The organism is Poriferisphaera corsica (assembly GCF_007747445.1).
Classification (GTDB): Bacteria; Planctomycetota; Phycisphaerae; order Phycisphaerales; family Phycisphaeraceae; genus Poriferisphaera; species Poriferisphaera corsica.
The window spans coordinates 2,304,715-2,320,303 of the sequence record NZ_CP036425.1 but is presented as its reverse complement, the minus strand read 5'-3'; the positions used below and the strand labels follow the sequence as shown (position 1 = coordinate 2,320,303).

The following is a 15,589-nucleotide window of genomic DNA, read 5'->3' as shown; positions in this document are numbered from 1 at the left end:
CCTCTATGGCTCTATTCCTGCTACAATTCCCCGCATGACTGAATCTTCTTCAAACATCCCACAATTTGTCCGTGACGACCTCGCTCGCCTTGAAATCTCAATCGACGAGTCCGAGCTGACTCAGCTCGCTCAATTCCTCGATATGCTCCTTGATGCGAACACCCGCATGAACCTCACCGCCATCCGCGACCGTGACGCTGCTTGGTCACGCATGATCATTGATTCACTCACTCTCCTTCCAGGCCTCGAAAACGTCGAAGCAGGCTCACGAGTCATCGACATCGGCTCAGGCGGCGGACTCCCCGGCATCCCCCTCGCCATCGCTCGCCCTGATCTCAACATCACACTCCTCGATGCGACCGGCAAGAAAGTCGACTTCCACAATCAAGCGATCACCACCCTCGAACTCAATAACTGCCAATCCATCCAAAACCGTGCCGAAACCCTCGGCCAAGAGAAGCAGCACCGTGCCCAATATGATCTCGCTGTCTCCCGCGCCATTGGCAAAATTTCCGAGGTTCTCGAATATTCTTTCCCCCTTCTCAAAGTGGGGGGCCGCATGTTGGCGATGAAGGGTCCAGCCGTTGAACAGGAATTAGCTGTCGCCTCTGACGCACTTTCCATCCTCGGAGCTGGCGAGTTATTCATCTTCGACGCATACCCCGAATCCTTCGACAACAACCTCGTCGTGGTTTCGGTTCTTAAAGAAAGCCCCACCCCCAAGGACTATCCCCGCCTTCCCGGCATCCCCAAGCAGTGTCCGCTATAGACCAATTTCGTGTTTTCCCGGTACACCCTGAAAGTGGGTGATCAGCAGTCAGCCTGTTTAATGGCTGATTACAGCGAACGACCCATTGCTCAACGCTCTAGGTACATTCGTAAAACGTACGAAAATTGGGCTAACTCACATACCACAAAAGACTTTCAAAACCTTTGCAGCTTCAATCGCACGCGATTAAACTAAAACGCTGATTTGCCACAACTGGTCATTGCCCCCTACGCTATTCCCTCGGCAATTGCTAACATGTGGGCTACATGGATGGTATCAACCCCCGCAGCGAATCACCACGCAATCCCGTGCCGCTGCATCTCCCTGAAAAGGATTACAACACTATGGGCGTACCGATCTCGCAAATGTGGACTGTCGCAACCTATGTCCTCAAAAACCGCCTCAAAGGCAACAGGAAGTACCCCCTCGTCCTCATGCTCGAGCCACTGTTCCGCTGCAACCTCGCATGCGCAGGCTGTGGTAAGATCCAATACCCCGCGCATATCCTCAAGCGTGAGCTGACCCCCGAACAATGCTTCAAAGCTGTCGATGAATGCGGCGCCCCCATGGTCTCCATCCCCGGCGGCGAACCCTTCCTTCACCCCAATATCGAAGAAATCATCGAAGGCCTCATCGCTCGACGCAAATACATCTACCTCTGCACCAACGCCATCCTCCTCGAAAAGAAACTCAAAGAAGGCCGCATCAAGCCCTCCAAGTACCTCACTTTTTCTGTCCACATGGACGGCCAGGAAGAGCACCACGACTTCGCCGTCTGCCGTGAAGGCACTTATCAAAAAGCTCACGCTGGCATCAAGCTTGCCGTCGAGATGGGGTTCCGTGTCACCACCAATACCACCCTTTTCGACAACTTTGACCCCAACTCCACCCGTCGCTTCTTTGACGAGATGATGGACGTCGGCGTTGAAGGCATGATGGTTTCACCCGGCTACGCTTATCCTAAAGCACCCGACCAAGCCTCATTCCTTCGAGAACGTCAGAATACGACTGACGCATTCGAAACGCTTCTCTCAAACCGCAAAAAACGCTGGAAGTTCAACCAGTCCCCACTCTTCCTCGAATACCTCATGGGTAAACGCGACTACGAATGCACCCCTTGGGGCAACCCAACCTTCTCGATCTTCGGTTGGCAAAAGCCTTGCTACCTGATCCAAGATGGCTACGTCGAATCCTTTAAGGAATTGATGGAGACAACCGACTGGGACAGCTACGGCCGCGCCTCCGGCAATACCAACTGCCAACAGTGCATGGTTCACTGCGGCTACGAACCTTCAGCCGTCGACCATACCTTTGCTTCGCCGATGGGGATGTTCGCCACGATTAAGGCAATGGTATTTAATAAGTACCCATCTCAGAAGGCTAAGCAACAGTTAGAAGCTGAAACCCAAAAACTTCACGGCCCGATGAGCCACGTCGTCCAACTCGGTATTGAAGTCAACGGTAAAAAAGTCAGTGCCGAGGATCTCAAATCCAAGCAGTCGGCATAAAACACTTCATAATTTAACTAAAAGCCCATACGATGTGTGTGGGCTTTTTTGTGTTATCCGGTATGCACATAAAAAGTAATTTTAAAGTAAATGATTTGGGGTATCTAATGAATCAACTCAAACAAACCTTGGTCTTTGCTTTCTTGTTACCTTTTTTGTTTACATCAACATACGCTGCTGAGCTTACCACAGAAGACTATAACCGGGAAATCGGGCAATTTTATCAGGTGATGTCGCCCATAATTTTTGTTGAACATTTTGAACCGCAATTTGGCTTTATACCAAAAGATTACAGTCAGAATCTAGAAGTTGCATGGCTGCTGATAGATGCGCTCGAATCGGATCAAGGTTATGATCAGTACGATGATGACCTGTGTATACGAGATTTATGGGCAGCACTTCTTTCCGATTTATCTCATGTACCTATCGCATTTCAGATTTATGATCAGACAAACGCTGATCGGGATATTCTTATCAGTCAATTACTAGCACAGGCAAAGCAAAGCCCTTATCTTTATCGACCAGAAGCCGTGTCTCAGAAACAGATAGACATACTCATTACCAAGCTAGATTTAAGTCAAAAACTGACAGGTTCAGGCTTTGAATCAGAAGGATATTCCTTTGTTGAGAACGATCAGAAATTCTACATCGTAAGCAGGTCGACGTCTGATCCAAATGGTACTGGGGTTGTCGCTCTATTTGATGTCGACATGAAATTGATTAAATCCGTTAAAACAAACGCGATTACTAAATTACAAATCCGTCCATTACCCAAAGCCGAGCATACGTTACTCATTGTTACCGCAATCTGGGATTTAGGTTTTGGTGTACTTTCGCAAAACTATAAAATTTATAATGCGGCAAATTTAGAATGGTTGTACAACGCATCAGCGCGAGATATTGAGGATAGCTCAGATCCAGGCGAGGAGAGGTCATACAGAAAGCTGGTCATCGAAGATCGCGAGGACAAACCAATTTTGCATGAAACTGTGATCATCGAGAAACAAGGTTTTTCCGAGCCTTGGATTCGGATGCGATCCAGCGAGATTGATTTTGCGACGAATAAGGTCAATCCTTTGCCAAATCACTTTGATATCGAATAAATATTGAACCACGATCGCATCACACCCGTCTCTTAGTTGTCATGTCCAGGAAATTCCGGCAAAACCTCGTCGATGAGCTGCTCATCATCAAAGCTCAACAAGGCTGCAGGGATTCAATGTCCCAACTCATCAAACGCTGGCACAAGCAACTTCTTCAATACGCATTCAAGGTCACCCGTAACGAACACCTCGCGCATGACATCGTGCAGGAAACGTGGGTCACCGTCATCAAAAAAATTACATCCCTGCAGGAAATCAATCGTTTTCGACCTTGGGTTCTGCGCATACTCAATAACAATTGCCGCGACCATTGGCGAAAAGAAGAGACATACCAGCAACACATCACGCAACACCAAACACAAACTAATACCTCTCAGGCAAAACGTGGACGACAAACCGAGAGCGAATTTTTTGATGAAATCATGCAGCAGCTCGATGGCCCATCGCGGGCTATCCTCATCATGAAATATGTTCATGAAATGTCTATCCATGAGATAGCCAAATCATTGAACATTCCACCGGGAACCGCAAAATCTCGCCTCTATCACGCCAGAAACAAGTTCAAACACCAGTTTGAAAGGAACTAGCATGCAGGAACATGAATCCAAATTGAAACGTTGGATGACTGATGAAATCGATATTGAGATAGACGATGATGATTTGAAGCACGAGAGTGTTCTTGATGAATTCAGAAAGCAGAAGAAACGAACAACCTTTTGGATCTGTGTATGGGTCTATGGCTGGGGATTGTTTGGAATCTCAGCCATTCTTTTCAAAACATATATCCTCGAAGATAAAACCTACAATGAAATATGGGCTTTGCTCATCATCTTGAACTCATTAGGCGGCTATATCAGGTACTACATTACGATTGCAAAATTGAGTGTTCAAAAAGAACTAAAACTGATCCAAATCCAGATCGCTGACTTAGCAGGCAAGCTTGAAAAGTAAAAACTAAAAAATTAGCGATAAGCATTGCAATATCCTCTGGCATACGCTAAATTATTAGCGTTAAGTGTTGAACTCACACAACCGGAGGCATGCATGTTCGACGCAGAAAACGATCATATCGAAAAGCTGATCCGTGATTACGCATCCCATGATGATCCCAAGGTGGTCAAGCTCACCGAATCAATCGTTTCAAATTACGAGAAAAACCGAAAGACGATCAATAATCGCTTCCTGTTCTGGTGGATCTTTATCTGGGTGATCTTCATCCCTGCACTTTTTTTAGGTAGCAACATACAGATCAAATCCATTGCTTTTATGATCGCATGTGCCTTCTTTGGCTTCGGGCAGTTCAACGCAAACAGCCAGCTCAAACGTGATCGCGACAATCAAATCACGCAGCTTCATTTGGCACGATTGCAAAAACAATCTGGATCATCTGAAAACTGATTATGTGAGAAATAATTTTTAGGTGCGCACAAAAACGAAAATGCAGCGGTTTTGGTGAATCAAAATGCGCATTTTCTTCATCATTTCTGACCAAATCTGATCGAAAACGCATCAAAGCTGGCGAAAAGTGAACCAAAACGCCTACGGGTAAATCACTAAAATCGAAAAATCGTGCGCACAACACCGCCGACTTTGGTAAGCCGGCGGTGTTATCGTTTCAGTTTAATCTTAGTCCGGAGCAGAGTGTTTTAGCTCTTGTAAAAGGCATTCAGAAGTTGCTGCGGATCGCTCACCGCGCCACTCTGGCCGGCCTTCAAACGTTCATCCTCACGAAGTAATTTCAGCTCACCGCCGACGATCGTGCCAATCGTTTGGCCTTTCACATCCCAGCCGTCAAACGGGCAGTTGCGGCCTTTACTTGCGAATTTATTCACATCAATCGTCCAAGCCATCTCCGGATCAATCAATACCACATCACCGTCCGCGCCTTCGCTCAGGTGACCCTTACTCTCTAACCCAACAAGCTTTGCGCCATTGATCGTCATCATCGCCAGCATCTGAGGCCAATCGATCGCACCACTCTCAATCAATGCCTTGGCGTAGCAGGCGAGGGCGTTTTCAAGGCCGATGATGCCATACGGTGCGGCCGCGAACTCGAGTTCTTTCTCTTCGCGTGTATGCGGGGCGTGGTCGGTTGCAAGAATCGTGATCGTCCCGTCCACAATGCCTTCAATGATCGCCGCGATGTCGTCTTTGCCACGCAGCGGCGGATTCATCTTGAAGTTCGTGTCATAATTGCCGCACATATCATCAGTTAGGAGAAGATGATGCGGGCTGGCTTCGCCAGTGATGTTGACCGATTGCTTGCGGGCTTCGCGGATCATCTCGATCCCGCCTGCACTACTCATGTGCTGAGCATGCCATTGAGCTTTGAAACCCATGTACTTGTTCAGCAATATATCTCGTTGAATAATCAGGTCTTCCGCAACGCGCGGCCAACCTTTTAGGCCCAATCTCGTTGAGGTGACGCCCGCGTTCATCGCACCACCGCCCATGTCTGGATCCTCACAGTGCTGCATGAAGACTTTGCCGAGCATGGCCGCTTGCATGAGCACTTTATTCATCACCGCAGGGTTGGCGACGGCGCATCCATCGTCGGAGAACGCAACGGCGCCCGCGCGATCCATCAAGCCCATTTCGGATAACTCTTTGCCTAGTCGTCCTTTAGTCGCAGCACCAACTGGGTAAACGTTCGCGAGATTCGCTCGTTCTGCTTGACGGTATACAAAATCGACTTGCACATCGTCATCGAGTGTGGGTTGTGTATTGGGCATGCAGCAGACCGAGGTGAAGCCGCCTGCGACGGCTGCGGCGCTGCCGGTAGCGATGGTTTCTTTCTCTTCCTGACCCGGCTCGCGGAAGTGGACGTGAACATCAATCAGACCCGGCGCGACGATGCAGCCACCCGCGTCGATGGTGATGCAATCCTCGCCGGTAGCGGGATTTGGCTCATTTCCGACTTTTTTTATGCTTCCGTTGTGAATCACAACGTCAGTGACTTCGTCTACTTGGTTGAGGGGGTCAATGACGCGTCCGTTTTTGATCGTAATTGTTGCCATGCGATCATGATATCAAACACACGCACAACATTCGCACAGCCACCAGTTTTCAACGTATGAGTGCTAGACGCAAGCGGCGGTTACGAACGATATGTGCTTGCTGATCATTGAGTTGAGTGTCATTTATCAGCAATGCACTACAAATCAAGGCGAAAATGAAAATTGAATGAGACGAAACAGGGGGGGATGCGGATTACATGATGTCGACGTTGATGTCGTGATCTTCTTCGTCAACTTGTGTCCACTTCTGCATCGCTTCGATGTAGTTCTTTCGCATCTGGAGGGCATCGACCATGAGGTCATGGCGTTCAACGTTTTGGGATGCGAATTTGGCGAGCAGGCCCAGAATCCGCTGAACCAACAGGTAGGAGCAGATGAGCGTGACGATTATGACGAATTGCATTGCTTGTGAATCCACAGAGTATTTATCGACCAGAATTGAGATGAGTATGTGGTGTGATGAGGAGGTTGTCTTATCGGTCTTTGTGGACAATTGGAGCAGGATGACGGGGGATGAGTTGTGTTGAAATTTGAATTGTAAGACTGTGAAAATTCAGAGATTTAAGTAAACTAAATGGCATGCCGGGATACCTAGAAAATATTATGAAACGTTATTTGTTTGCGATTTTGATCGGGCTGCTCTTTGTTAGCAGTAATGCGTTTGGCCAGTTAGACACGGTTGATCTGAGCGTGCAGGCTTCGGATATCGGCTTGGGTGGTATTGTGCGCCCAGGTACGTGGACGCCGGTGCGTTTGAATCTGGTCAGCAATGCGGCCGAGCCGCGCGCAGTGATCTGTCAGTTGCGGATGCGCGATGATGGTGGTGACGTCGTCTTGATGCAGCGTGAAGTGACGCTTCAGGCACAGGTGCAGCAGTCGATGTGGTTGTATGGGAAGCCTGTGATGACGTTCAATCGGAACGATACGTTTCAGATTGAGGTGTTGGATAAGGAAAGCGGGGTGATGCTGGCGCGAGTGGAGGAGAAGCCGCAAAAGGTTTTGTATGAACGGTCGAGTGCGATCGGTGTGATGGGGGCGGGCGGTTCAATGGGTTTGAATGCCTACATGGGTGAGAGTTCGAACGAGAGTTGGGGGTTGGGGAATGATAAGCCGTACTTTACGCAGCATGAGTATTTTTTGCAGGTGCGAGATTTGTCGTTCGATCGACTGCCTGATCGTTGGTATGGGTTGTCGTTGTTGAATACGATGATCTGGAATCCGAATGGTGGATCGCCGAGCGGATCGCGTGTGAATGATGCGATGTTGCAGGCGGTGCGTGAGTGGGTTGAACGTGGTGGTCATTTGGTGGTGATGTTGCCGCCGGTGGGTCAGCAGTGGACATCGAGTGGTTTGGCCGATTTGTTGCCGGTAGATAAAACGCGGATGCGATTGATTACGGCGAAGCCGCCACAGAATATTGTTGGGCGTCCGCCTGTGGGCAGGGTGGCGAGTGAGATACAGATGTTGGCGCTTGATGTTGATCAGCGTGATCCGTTGGTATCGGTGATTGGGCGTGATGTGAACGGTAATGCGTTGATCGTGTCGAAGCGGTATGGGTTTGGTACGGTGACGGTGTTTGGGATTGATATGAATAGTGCGTCTTTGCGGCAGATGGGTTTGCCGGGACGAGAGTTGTATCCGATTTGGAATCGTATTTTTGGTTGGCAATCTCCGACGTATCGCAATGCGTTCGTGAAGGAAGAGGTTAAGGCTGGGCGGATTACGTCGAGCTACACGGGGAACGATCTGACGGATTTTTGGGGTTCGATGATTACGATGAAAAACACGACGGGGCCAGCGTTGTTGTTGGCGTTGTTAGTGTTTGCGGTTTATTGGCTGGTGGCTGGGCCGATCAGTTTCTTTGTGCTAAAGGCGAGGAAGAAACACAAATATTCATGGGTGGTGTTTTCGGGTTTGGTCCTTATTTTTGTGGGGATTGCGTGGGGCGGTGCGTACATGATTCGGCCAACGGATGCGTCGATTACGCACTTGACGTTGTTGGATATGGATTCGGTGACGGGTAAATCGCGGGTGAAATCTTGGATGAGTGTTTATATGCCGACGTTTGGGAATGTCGAGTTGGATGTCGCACCGGATATGGGTGTGGCGGATAATCGTGAGTTGTTAAGTTCGCCTGGGGTTAGCTCGGATAAATTGCGGTCAAGGTTTTTGGATCCGCAGAATTATGATGTGAGGTCGAGTGGGCCGCACCGGGCCGTGGTTCCTTTCCGTTCGACGACGAAGATGCTTGAGGCGGATTTTTATGGTGAGTTGAGTGAGGAGCAGAGTGGTCTGAAGGATATCTGGCCGACACCTACGGCTAACTTACGGTTAGATGATCGTGGGTGGCCGATTGGTGAGTTGAAAAATACGTTGCCATTTGCGCTAAGAGATGTTGCGTTTGTGTATTCTAAAGGGAATGGGCGAGAGTTTTGGTTTTGGCGATTACAGAAGACGGATAAGAAATGGTTTAGCGGTGAGACGCTGAAGTTTGAGAAGCGTGAGAAGGGGGCGCAGCCGTTGATTATGCCGATTGCGCGATATGACAAGCGGATATTGCGACAGGAAGGTTATTTGGGCAAATTAAGTGTGAAGCATGCTGGCCGAGGTCTTGGTCTGGGAGGTTTTCAGGGAGGCGGCATTTCGGAACCGGGCAAGGTGGAGGTGACAGAGCGGCTTGAGATGTTGAGTTTTTATGCGATGTTGCCGACGCCTGATTTCAGGGTGCAGAACAATAAGGATGCGAACTATTTTTCGCGTGCGTTGGGTCGTGAGTTTGATATTTCAGACTGGACGAAACAGCGAGGCTTGATTGTGATTGGGTACATGGATGACGGTTCGTTGCCGTTGCCGCTAAGTGTGGATGGAACGATGTTGCCGTCGAAGGGGACGACGGTAGTGAGATGGTGGTTACCGATTGTGAAATGATGTGTTGGATGTGAAGATGGTTGACTTATTCTGGGAAGATTTTGGAGATATATGTCGATGGCTATGATTCAAACGATTAATTTGACGAAGCGTTATGGTGAATTGATGGCGCTTGCGAATTTGAATCTTGAGATAGAGCAGGGTGACTGTTTTGGCTTTATTGGGCCGAACGGTGCGGGGAAAACGACGACGATCAAGATTTTGGCGACGTTGCTGAAGCCGACATGGGGCGAGGCGCGTATTGATGGGTTGTCAGTTGGGCCGGTGAATGCGCGTGCGGTGCGTTCGATCATTGGTTACGTGCCGGACTATTTTGGTTCGTATCAGGATATGGTGGTGAAGGAGTATCTGGAATTTTTTGCGGCTTCGTATGACATTAATGGCGAGCAGCGAGAGCGGATCATTAAGGACGTGCTTGATCTGACGGATTTGTCGTACAAGATTGATGCTGAGGTGAACTCGTTATCACGCGGGATGCAGCAGCGGTTGTCGGTTGCGCGTGTGTTGTTGCACGATCCGAAGGTACTGCTTTTGGATGAGCCGGCGAGTGGTCTTGACCCGAGAGCGCGTATTGAGATGCGTGAGCTTTTGAAGGAATTGCACCGGATGGGGAAGACGATTTTGATTTCGTCGCACATTTTGCTGGAGCTTGCGGATTTGTGTAATAAGGTTGGGATTATCGAGCAAGGACAGTTGCGTTTTGTTGGGACGATTGATGAGATCATTGAGCGTGCGAAGACGGGGGCGGTGCTGCATATTGACGTTGCGGAGCGTCGGGCTGATGCGATGATGATGTTGAAGGGTTTGCCGGGCGTGCATGATGCAGAGTTGCATAACGAGCATATCAAGGTAGATCTTGATGCGGAGTTGTGTGGAGCGCCGGTGATTGCACAGAAGTTGATTGAGAATGGTTTTGCGTTGACGCGGCTGGAAGAAGAGAAGGTGAATCTGGAGACAGCGTTTATGCGATTGACGAAGGGTTTGGTTCAGTAAAAAATGGGGTGGATGATTGATATTGAATGATAAAGAAAAACCCGATCAGAACGATCGGGTTTTTCTACTGGTGCTAACGCGTAGTTAGATTTATGAATCGCTGTCATCTTGACGGCGTTGTTTGCGTTTTTTATGTGGGCGATCTTGCTCGTTGTTGTCATCGCCGCGTCTTGAACGTTTTGCGCGAGGGCGGTCGTCATCATCACGATCATCACCGCGCCTTGGGCGATCCATGCGGTCGCGTGGGGGACGCAATTCGGAGAGGTTTTCTTCGAGCTGCTTTTTCTGCTTCTTGGTGAGTACGGACTTGATTTCATTGAGGCCGTCACGTGGGCTTGGAGCGGAGGACATGAGGTCACTCATTTTTTCGCGGATGCTTTGAGCGGCTTCACGATCTTTGTCTTGCATCGCTTCACGCATATCTTCTTTGAGGGCGCGGAGATCGTCTTGATTTTCTTCACGCCATGCTTGATGCTCTTCGCGTCCAGATTCTACGATCTCACGGATTTGTTCTTTTTGATCACTGGTGAGGTCAAGATCACGGAATAAGGAGCGGAGCATGGAGCCGGGGCCGTGCCTGTTTTCTTGCCTACTGTCATCGTTCATGCGGCTGCGTGGTCCACGATCGTCATTATCACGGTCATGCATACGGGGGCCGCGATCGCCGTCGGAGTCGTTGTGACCGCGTCGTTTCATGCGCTGATCACGGTCGCCATCACGGTCACGCATGCGTTTTTCTGAACCGCGATCATCGCCTTCGAAACTATTGAAGCCGAAGGAATCTTTATTACTGCGGCTACGAGCTTGTTCGCGGTTGCCGTGCTTGCCCTGCCAATTGTCTTTGATGGAGGAGTGGTTACGTTTGAAATCTTTGCGTTGCTCGGGGGTGAGTACGCCGCTGATTTTTTTGAGTGTGTCGGTCGGTGTGGGGGCGTTGTTCATGAGATCGCGGAGCTGGTAGCGGAGCTTGGCGAGGTCTTGTTTGTCGCCGGTCTTTTTGGCGGTTTGGATTTCTTCTTCGAGTGCGTCAATCTTTTTAGTATTTTTTTTGTACCAATCTTTGCGATCACTGATGGATTGTTCTTTGATTTCGGCGATTTCAGCTTTTTGTTCAGCGGTGAGGTTGATGTCTCTCATCAGCGCTTTTTCGAACATGCGTTTATTTTGAGAGAATTGAGGTCTGTTTTGTTTACCGTCTTGGAAGTGACGTTGTTGTTTGAAATTTTTCTGACCTTGCCGAGCGGTTTGCGCGGGGCAATCTTTGGTTTCACATTGCTGTTGTGCGAAAGCTGATGATGTTGCGAGTGAGGTTGTCATCAGTAGTGCACAGACGAGTGTTATCGTTTTGTAGCGCATCGTAGTCATCCTTTTTATTGGCCCATATTAGTTGGTTGGGGGAACCTTGGAAACTGAAACGGGCGATGCAATGTGTCATGCTTTTCTGAATGGGATAACGGGGGGTGCGGTGAGATATTGCAAGATTCGGAAGAAAAAATTACGCGAAAGGGTGTGTTGGGCGTGAGATGTTGGTTTTGGGTAGAATGTTGATCTGTAACGATTGAATAAGCATGGACAGGGAGTCATTAAGCATGGCGATCGATAAAGCAGCAATTTTAGAGCGATTGAAGACTGTGATGGATCCGGAGTTACACCGGGATATTGTGACGCTGAATATGGTCACGAATGTCGCATATTGTGATGGGTTGGCAGATATTACGGTGACACTTCCGAAGTCGGCCGCTGGGATTAAGGAGATGCTCGAAGGGCGGATTCGTGAGGCACTTCGTGAGCTTAATCTTGCGAAGGTGGAAGTGAGCTTTGCTTATCGGTTGACGGCTGCGGAGCAGGAAGCAGCTACGGCAAATGGTGGTGGTCAGGAGCAAGCTGAAGAGCAAGCGGAACAGTCGCCACAGGATGTTGCGCGGGCGAGCAATCCGTTGCCGAGCGTGAAGCATGTGATTGCAGTGGGTGCAGGCAAAGGCGGCGTTGGTAAATCAACGGTGTCAGTGAATCTGGCGGTGGCGCTTGCGAGGAGTGGCGCGAAGGTTGGGATAATGGATGGTGATATTTATGGGCCGTCACTGCCGACAATGTTGGGGACGGATAAATTGGAATTAAAGACAATAGGGAATATGATCGTGCCGTTTGAGATGCACGGTGTGAAGGTGACGACGATTGGGGCATTGGTGGAGGATGATAAGCCTTTGATTTGGCGCGGGCCGATGGCGCATGGCGCGTTTAAACAATTGGCGACGCAGACGGATTGGGGTGATTTGGATTATTTGATTATCGATCTACCGCCGGGAACGGGTGATGTACCGTTAACCCTGTCGCAGTTGTTGCCATTGGCTGGGGCAGTGGTTGTGTGTACGCCTCAGAAGGTGGCGCAGGATGATGCTGTTAGAGCGCTGAAAATGTTCGAGCAATTGGATATAAATATTTTGGGCGTGGTTGAAAATATGTCGTATTTTATTGGGAATGATGGGGTTGAGTACGATATCTTTGGGAGAGGTGGGGCGGAGATGATGGCTCAAGAGAATGGTGTGCCGTTCCTGGGTTCGATCCCGATTAATATGGGGTTGCGGAAGAATTCTGATGCGGGTGATCCGACGGCGAATTTTGAGGATTCTAAGTTGGGTGAAGAATTGATGAATGTTGCGAAACGGCTGACGCATCAGGTGTCATTGAGTGGGCCGGAGGATTGGACTCCTTCGATTAGCATTAGCTGATCTGATTAAATAAGTGAAAAAGAATAAGCTCAACGTATTTCACGTTGAGCTTTTTTTTAATTAAATCTAATCAAGTATTAGTTGATGGGGCATGAGCAGTTTGTGACACAGCCTTTGGGATTGTTCCATGGCATTTTGGCGAGAAAGATGGCGAGGCCGCAGGTGTTGGTGAGGCCTGCAAACATGAGTCCGAGTCCGACGAAAGCGGAGATGGCGATGAATGAGCAGTGAAGTGAAAACGCCAAGACAACGCCGAGCGTGATCATCGCGCCGGCTGCGATTTGAACTTGGCGCTGAAGGGACATGGTTTGTTTTTCAGCTTTTTCGATGGGTAGATCGGCTGCTGCCCAGGCTTGTGTGCCGCCATCGACGACGACGGTGTTGGCGTGGCCGGCGGCTTGGAATTTGGCTTGTGCTTTTTGAGCGCGTGCACCGGAATGGCAGAGGATGTAGATGGTGTCGCAATCTGCGCAGCCGAGGGTGCTGATCACTTGTTCGGGGTTGAGTTTGTCGAGTGGGAATAGTTGCGCGTTATTGGCGTGGATTTGAGCGTGTTCACCGGGTGTGCGAACATCGATGAGGTGTGATGTGGTGGGGCTATCAGTGATTTGTTTGTAGCATTCGGTTGGATTGATCGTGTTCATCTTGATTTTGTCCCTTAGGCGAGATGGGCGATCTCCAAAAAGCCCATCTCGCTTGTTCTCGCGTTGTTCTTTTGTGAAATTAAAATAGACGTTGGTTCGTCTTTGTTTTCGTTATACGGTGGCTTGCTGGGGTTTGGCTGCTTTTTGGTGACGGAGCCATGAGGTCATGCCGCCTGATACGTTGTGTACATTTTCGATGCCGCGTTGTGTGAGAATGCGTGTGGCGATGTAGCTGCGTAGGCCGCTGCCGCAGATGACGGCGTAAGTTATGTCGGCATTGAGCTCATCGATACGGTTTCGCAGATCGTCGAGTGGGATGTGGAGAGAGCTGGGGATTTGATTGGCGGCGTGCTCTGAATCGGTGCGTACGTCGAGTATTTGCATTTCGGATGAGATTTCATCGGGCTGTATGACGTTGACGATGTTGTTGAGTTGGTTGGTCGCGGCGAAGCCGGCTTGATGGACGATGTCCTTGGCGGCGCCGAAAGGAGGTGCGTAGACGAGGTCGAGGCCGATGAGGTCGTGGACGGTGCCGTTCATGTGCATGAGGGTGGCGATGACGTCGATGCGTTTATCGACAGCGTTTTTGCCGATGGCTTGCGCGCCGAGGATGAGGCCGGTGTCGGCGTTGTAGACGAGCTTGAGTGTGATGGGGGTCGCGCCGGGGTAATAACCGACGTGATGGTTGGCGGTGACGGTGACGCTAGCGATATTTTGGTCGGTGTTTCGTGCCATTTTCAGTGAGAGACCTGTCATTGCGGCGGTGAGGGAGAAGACGCGGACGGCGGATGTGCCGAGGACTGGCGACATGTCGAGCTTGTGAGCATCATGTGGTGTGTAGCGTTTTTCGTTGTCGGGGTTGTATGAGGCGGCGTAGGTGCCTGCGATGCGTCCTGCGCGGTTGGCTGGGCCTGCGAGTGGGACGCGCATGGTCTGGTTAGTAGGTTTGTAGACATATTCAGCGACGTCACCAACGGCGTAGATGGCGGGGTCTGCGGTTTGATGTTTGAGATTGGTCTTGATACCGCCGCGATCGCCGATGGGTATGTTTGCATCAGTGGCTAACTCATTGTTAGGTGCAACACCGATGCCGAGTAGTACCATGTCGGTGTCGATGGTTTTGCCGCTGTTGAGAGTGACGCTGGCGATTTTGTTTTGTTCGTCTGGGTTGATGGTTTGGAGGCCATCACCGGTGAGGACGTCGATGTTGTTTTGTGTGAGTTCGTCTTCGAGCATGATGGCGAAGTCAGGATCGAGGAGGGGGAGGACTTGTGGTTGGAGTTCGATGAGAGTGACGGCGATGTTGAGGTTGTGGAGTTGTTCAACCATTTCGAGGCCGATGAAACCGGCGCCGACGACGGTGATGTGCTTGATGTTGGGGTTGAGGTCAAGGAAGGATTTGATGCGGTCGGTATCTTCGACATTGCGTAGTGTGTAGACGTTTTCGGTTTCGATGCCGGGGATTGGTGGAACGATGGGGCGTGCGCCGGGTGAGAGGATGAGTTGATTGTAGGGCAGGGTGTAAGTTTCACCGGTTTGTGTATTTTCGACGGTGATTTGCTTGTTGAGCTTGTCGATTGCAGTGGCTTTGTTGTGGACGCGAACGTCAATGTTGTAGCGGTTGATTAGAAGTTCGGGTTTGGCAACGAGAAGTTTTTCTCGCTGTTGGATTTCACCGCCGATGTAGTAGGGAAGACCACAGTTTGCGAAGCTGACGTAGCCATCTTTTTCGAGGAGGATGATGTTTGCGTGTTCGTTGATACGGCGAGCGCGTGTTGCTGCGGATGCTCCGCCGGCAACGCCGCCGATGATGACGATTGTGGATGCGCTTGTATTGTTATCCCGGTTGTTCATGGTCTTGCCTTTTTGTTACTGGTGAATGATCGATACAGGCGTGT

The 15,589-nt window shown here is 49.9% G+C and carries 14 protein-coding genes; 9 read left to right on the top strand and 5 right to left on the bottom strand.

The window, feature by feature from the left end:
• Positions 1-34 precede the first annotated feature (34 nt).
• The 6 genes from rsmG to KS4_RS09565 all read left to right on the top strand — a co-directional run bounded on the left by rsmG (position 35) and on the right by KS4_RS09565 (position 4,778).
• Positions 35-769: a 16S rRNA (guanine(527)-N(7))-methyltransferase RsmG gene (rsmG, locus tag KS4_RS09590; protein WP_145077417.1), complete on the top strand. Its 735-nt coding sequence runs from the start codon at positions 35-37 to the stop codon at positions 767-769.
• Positions 770-1,113: 344 nt separating this feature from the next.
• Complete coding sequence (hpnH, locus tag KS4_RS09585; protein ID WP_145081576.1) at positions 1,114-2,277, top strand: adenosyl-hopene transferase HpnH; 1,164 nt, start codon at positions 1,114-1,116, stop codon at positions 2,275-2,277.
• A gap of 107 nt (positions 2,278-2,384) precedes the next feature.
• Positions 2,385-3,380 carry a hypothetical protein gene (locus KS4_RS09580; RefSeq protein WP_145077415.1) on the top strand — a complete coding sequence of 332 codons (996 nt, stop codon included), beginning with the start codon at positions 2,385-2,387 and terminating at the stop codon, positions 3,378-3,380.
• Between the two features lie 41 nt (positions 3,381-3,421).
• Entirely contained in the window at positions 3,422-3,967 is a 546-nt protein-coding gene (locus KS4_RS09575; protein ID WP_145077413.1) for an RNA polymerase sigma factor, read from the top strand.
• 1 nt (position 3,968) lies between these two features.
• Positions 3,969-4,331 carry a hypothetical protein gene (locus tag KS4_RS09570; RefSeq protein WP_145077411.1) on the top strand — a complete coding sequence of 121 codons (363 nt, stop codon included), beginning with the start codon at positions 3,969-3,971 and terminating at the stop codon, positions 4,329-4,331.
• A gap of 93 nt (positions 4,332-4,424) precedes the next feature.
• Positions 4,425-4,778 (top strand): hypothetical protein, encoded by a 354-nt coding sequence (locus KS4_RS09565; RefSeq protein WP_145077409.1) that lies wholly within the window; start codon positions 4,425-4,427, stop codon positions 4,776-4,778.
• A gap of 248 nt (positions 4,779-5,026) precedes the next feature.
• On the opposite strand, the gene KS4_RS09560 is transcribed toward KS4_RS09565, so the two are convergent.
• Both KS4_RS09560 and KS4_RS09555 read right to left on the bottom strand, forming a co-directional pair.
• The gene (locus KS4_RS09560; protein ID WP_145077407.1) at positions 5,027-6,397 is read right to left on the bottom strand and encodes a dihydroorotase; all 1,371 of its coding nucleotides are present in this window, start codon (positions 6,395-6,397) and stop codon (positions 5,027-5,029) included.
• A 193-nt stretch (positions 6,398-6,590) separates the two neighbouring features.
• On the bottom strand, positions 6,591-6,800 hold the full coding sequence (locus tag KS4_RS09555) for a hypothetical protein (protein ID WP_145077405.1): 210 nt from the start codon (positions 6,798-6,800) through the stop codon (positions 6,591-6,593).
• 200 nt (positions 6,801-7,000) lie between these two features.
• Between KS4_RS09555 and KS4_RS09550 the strand changes: the two genes are divergently transcribed.
• Together KS4_RS09550 and KS4_RS09545 are read left to right on the top strand one after the other, a co-directional pair.
• Complete coding sequence (locus KS4_RS09550; RefSeq protein ID WP_145077403.1) at positions 7,001-9,325, top strand: hypothetical protein; 2,325 nt, start codon at positions 7,001-7,003, stop codon at positions 9,323-9,325.
• Positions 9,326-9,388: 63 nt separating this feature from the next.
• The gene (locus KS4_RS09545) at positions 9,389-10,318 is read left to right on the top strand and encodes an ABC transporter ATP-binding protein (RefSeq protein WP_145081573.1); all 930 of its coding nucleotides are present in this window, start codon (positions 9,389-9,391) and stop codon (positions 10,316-10,318) included.
• Between the two features lie 90 nt (positions 10,319-10,408).
• Here KS4_RS09545 and KS4_RS09540 read toward each other — a convergent pair whose 3' ends face one another.
• On the bottom strand, positions 10,409-11,674 hold the full coding sequence (locus tag KS4_RS09540; RefSeq protein WP_200761126.1) for a Spy/CpxP family protein refolding chaperone: 1,266 nt from the start codon (positions 11,672-11,674) through the stop codon (positions 10,409-10,411).
• A 233-nt stretch (positions 11,675-11,907) separates the two neighbouring features.
• Here KS4_RS09540 and KS4_RS09535 point away from each other — a divergent pair, with 233 nt between their 5' ends.
• Positions 11,908-13,047, top strand: coding sequence for an Mrp/NBP35 family ATP-binding protein (locus KS4_RS09535; RefSeq protein ID WP_145077399.1), 1,140 nt, complete (start codon positions 11,908-11,910; stop codon positions 13,045-13,047).
• Positions 13,048-13,124: 77 nt separating this feature from the next.
• Here KS4_RS09535 and KS4_RS09530 read toward each other — a convergent pair whose 3' ends face one another.
• Positions 13,125-13,691 carry a rhodanese-like domain-containing protein gene (locus KS4_RS09530; protein ID WP_145077397.1) on the bottom strand — a complete coding sequence of 189 codons (567 nt, stop codon included), beginning with the start codon at positions 13,689-13,691 and terminating at the stop codon, positions 13,125-13,127.
• Between the two features lie 111 nt (positions 13,692-13,802).
• The gene (locus KS4_RS09525; protein WP_145077395.1) at positions 13,803-15,545 is read right to left on the bottom strand and encodes an FAD-dependent oxidoreductase; all 1,743 of its coding nucleotides are present in this window, start codon (positions 15,543-15,545) and stop codon (positions 13,803-13,805) included.
• Positions 15,546-15,589: the final 44 nt, after the last annotated feature.

Excerpts from the sequence above, each read along its gene's own strand:
- rsmG (WP_145077417.1), top strand. The coding sequence starts at position 35 with ATGACTGAATCTTCTTCAAACATCCCACAATTTGTCCGTGACGACCTC.
- KS4_RS09525 (WP_145077395.1), bottom strand. The coding sequence starts at position 15,545 with ATGAACAACCGGGATAACAATACAAGCGCATCCACAATCGTCATCATC.
- KS4_RS09540 (WP_200761126.1), bottom strand. The coding sequence starts at position 11,674 with ATGCGCTACAAAACGATAACACTCGTCTGTGCACTACTGATGACAACC.
- KS4_RS09565 (WP_145077409.1), top strand. The coding sequence starts at position 4,425 with ATGTTCGACGCAGAAAACGATCATATCGAAAAGCTGATCCGTGATTAC.
- KS4_RS09575 (WP_145077413.1), top strand. The coding sequence starts at position 3,422 with ATGTCCAGGAAATTCCGGCAAAACCTCGTCGATGAGCTGCTCATCATC.
- KS4_RS09535 (WP_145077399.1), top strand. The coding sequence starts at position 11,908 with ATGGCGATCGATAAAGCAGCAATTTTAGAGCGATTGAAGACTGTGATG.
- hpnH (WP_145081576.1), top strand. The coding sequence starts at position 1,114 with ATGGGCGTACCGATCTCGCAAATGTGGACTGTCGCAACCTATGTCCTC.
- KS4_RS09570 (WP_145077411.1), top strand. The coding sequence starts at position 3,969 with ATGCAGGAACATGAATCCAAATTGAAACGTTGGATGACTGATGAAATC.
- KS4_RS09555 (WP_145077405.1), bottom strand. The coding sequence starts at position 6,800 with ATGCAATTCGTCATAATCGTCACGCTCATCTGCTCCTACCTGTTGGTT.
- KS4_RS09550 (WP_145077403.1), top strand. The coding sequence starts at position 7,001 with ATGAAACGTTATTTGTTTGCGATTTTGATCGGGCTGCTCTTTGTTAGC.
- KS4_RS09560 (WP_145077407.1), bottom strand. The coding sequence starts at position 6,397 with ATGGCAACAATTACGATCAAAAACGGACGCGTCATTGACCCCCTCAAC.
- KS4_RS09530 (WP_145077397.1), bottom strand. The coding sequence starts at position 13,691 with ATGAACACGATCAATCCAACCGAATGCTACAAACAAATCACTGATAGC.
- KS4_RS09580 (WP_145077415.1), top strand. The coding sequence starts at position 2,385 with ATGAATCAACTCAAACAAACCTTGGTCTTTGCTTTCTTGTTACCTTTT.
- KS4_RS09545 (WP_145081573.1), top strand. The coding sequence starts at position 9,389 with ATGATTCAAACGATTAATTTGACGAAGCGTTATGGTGAATTGATGGCG.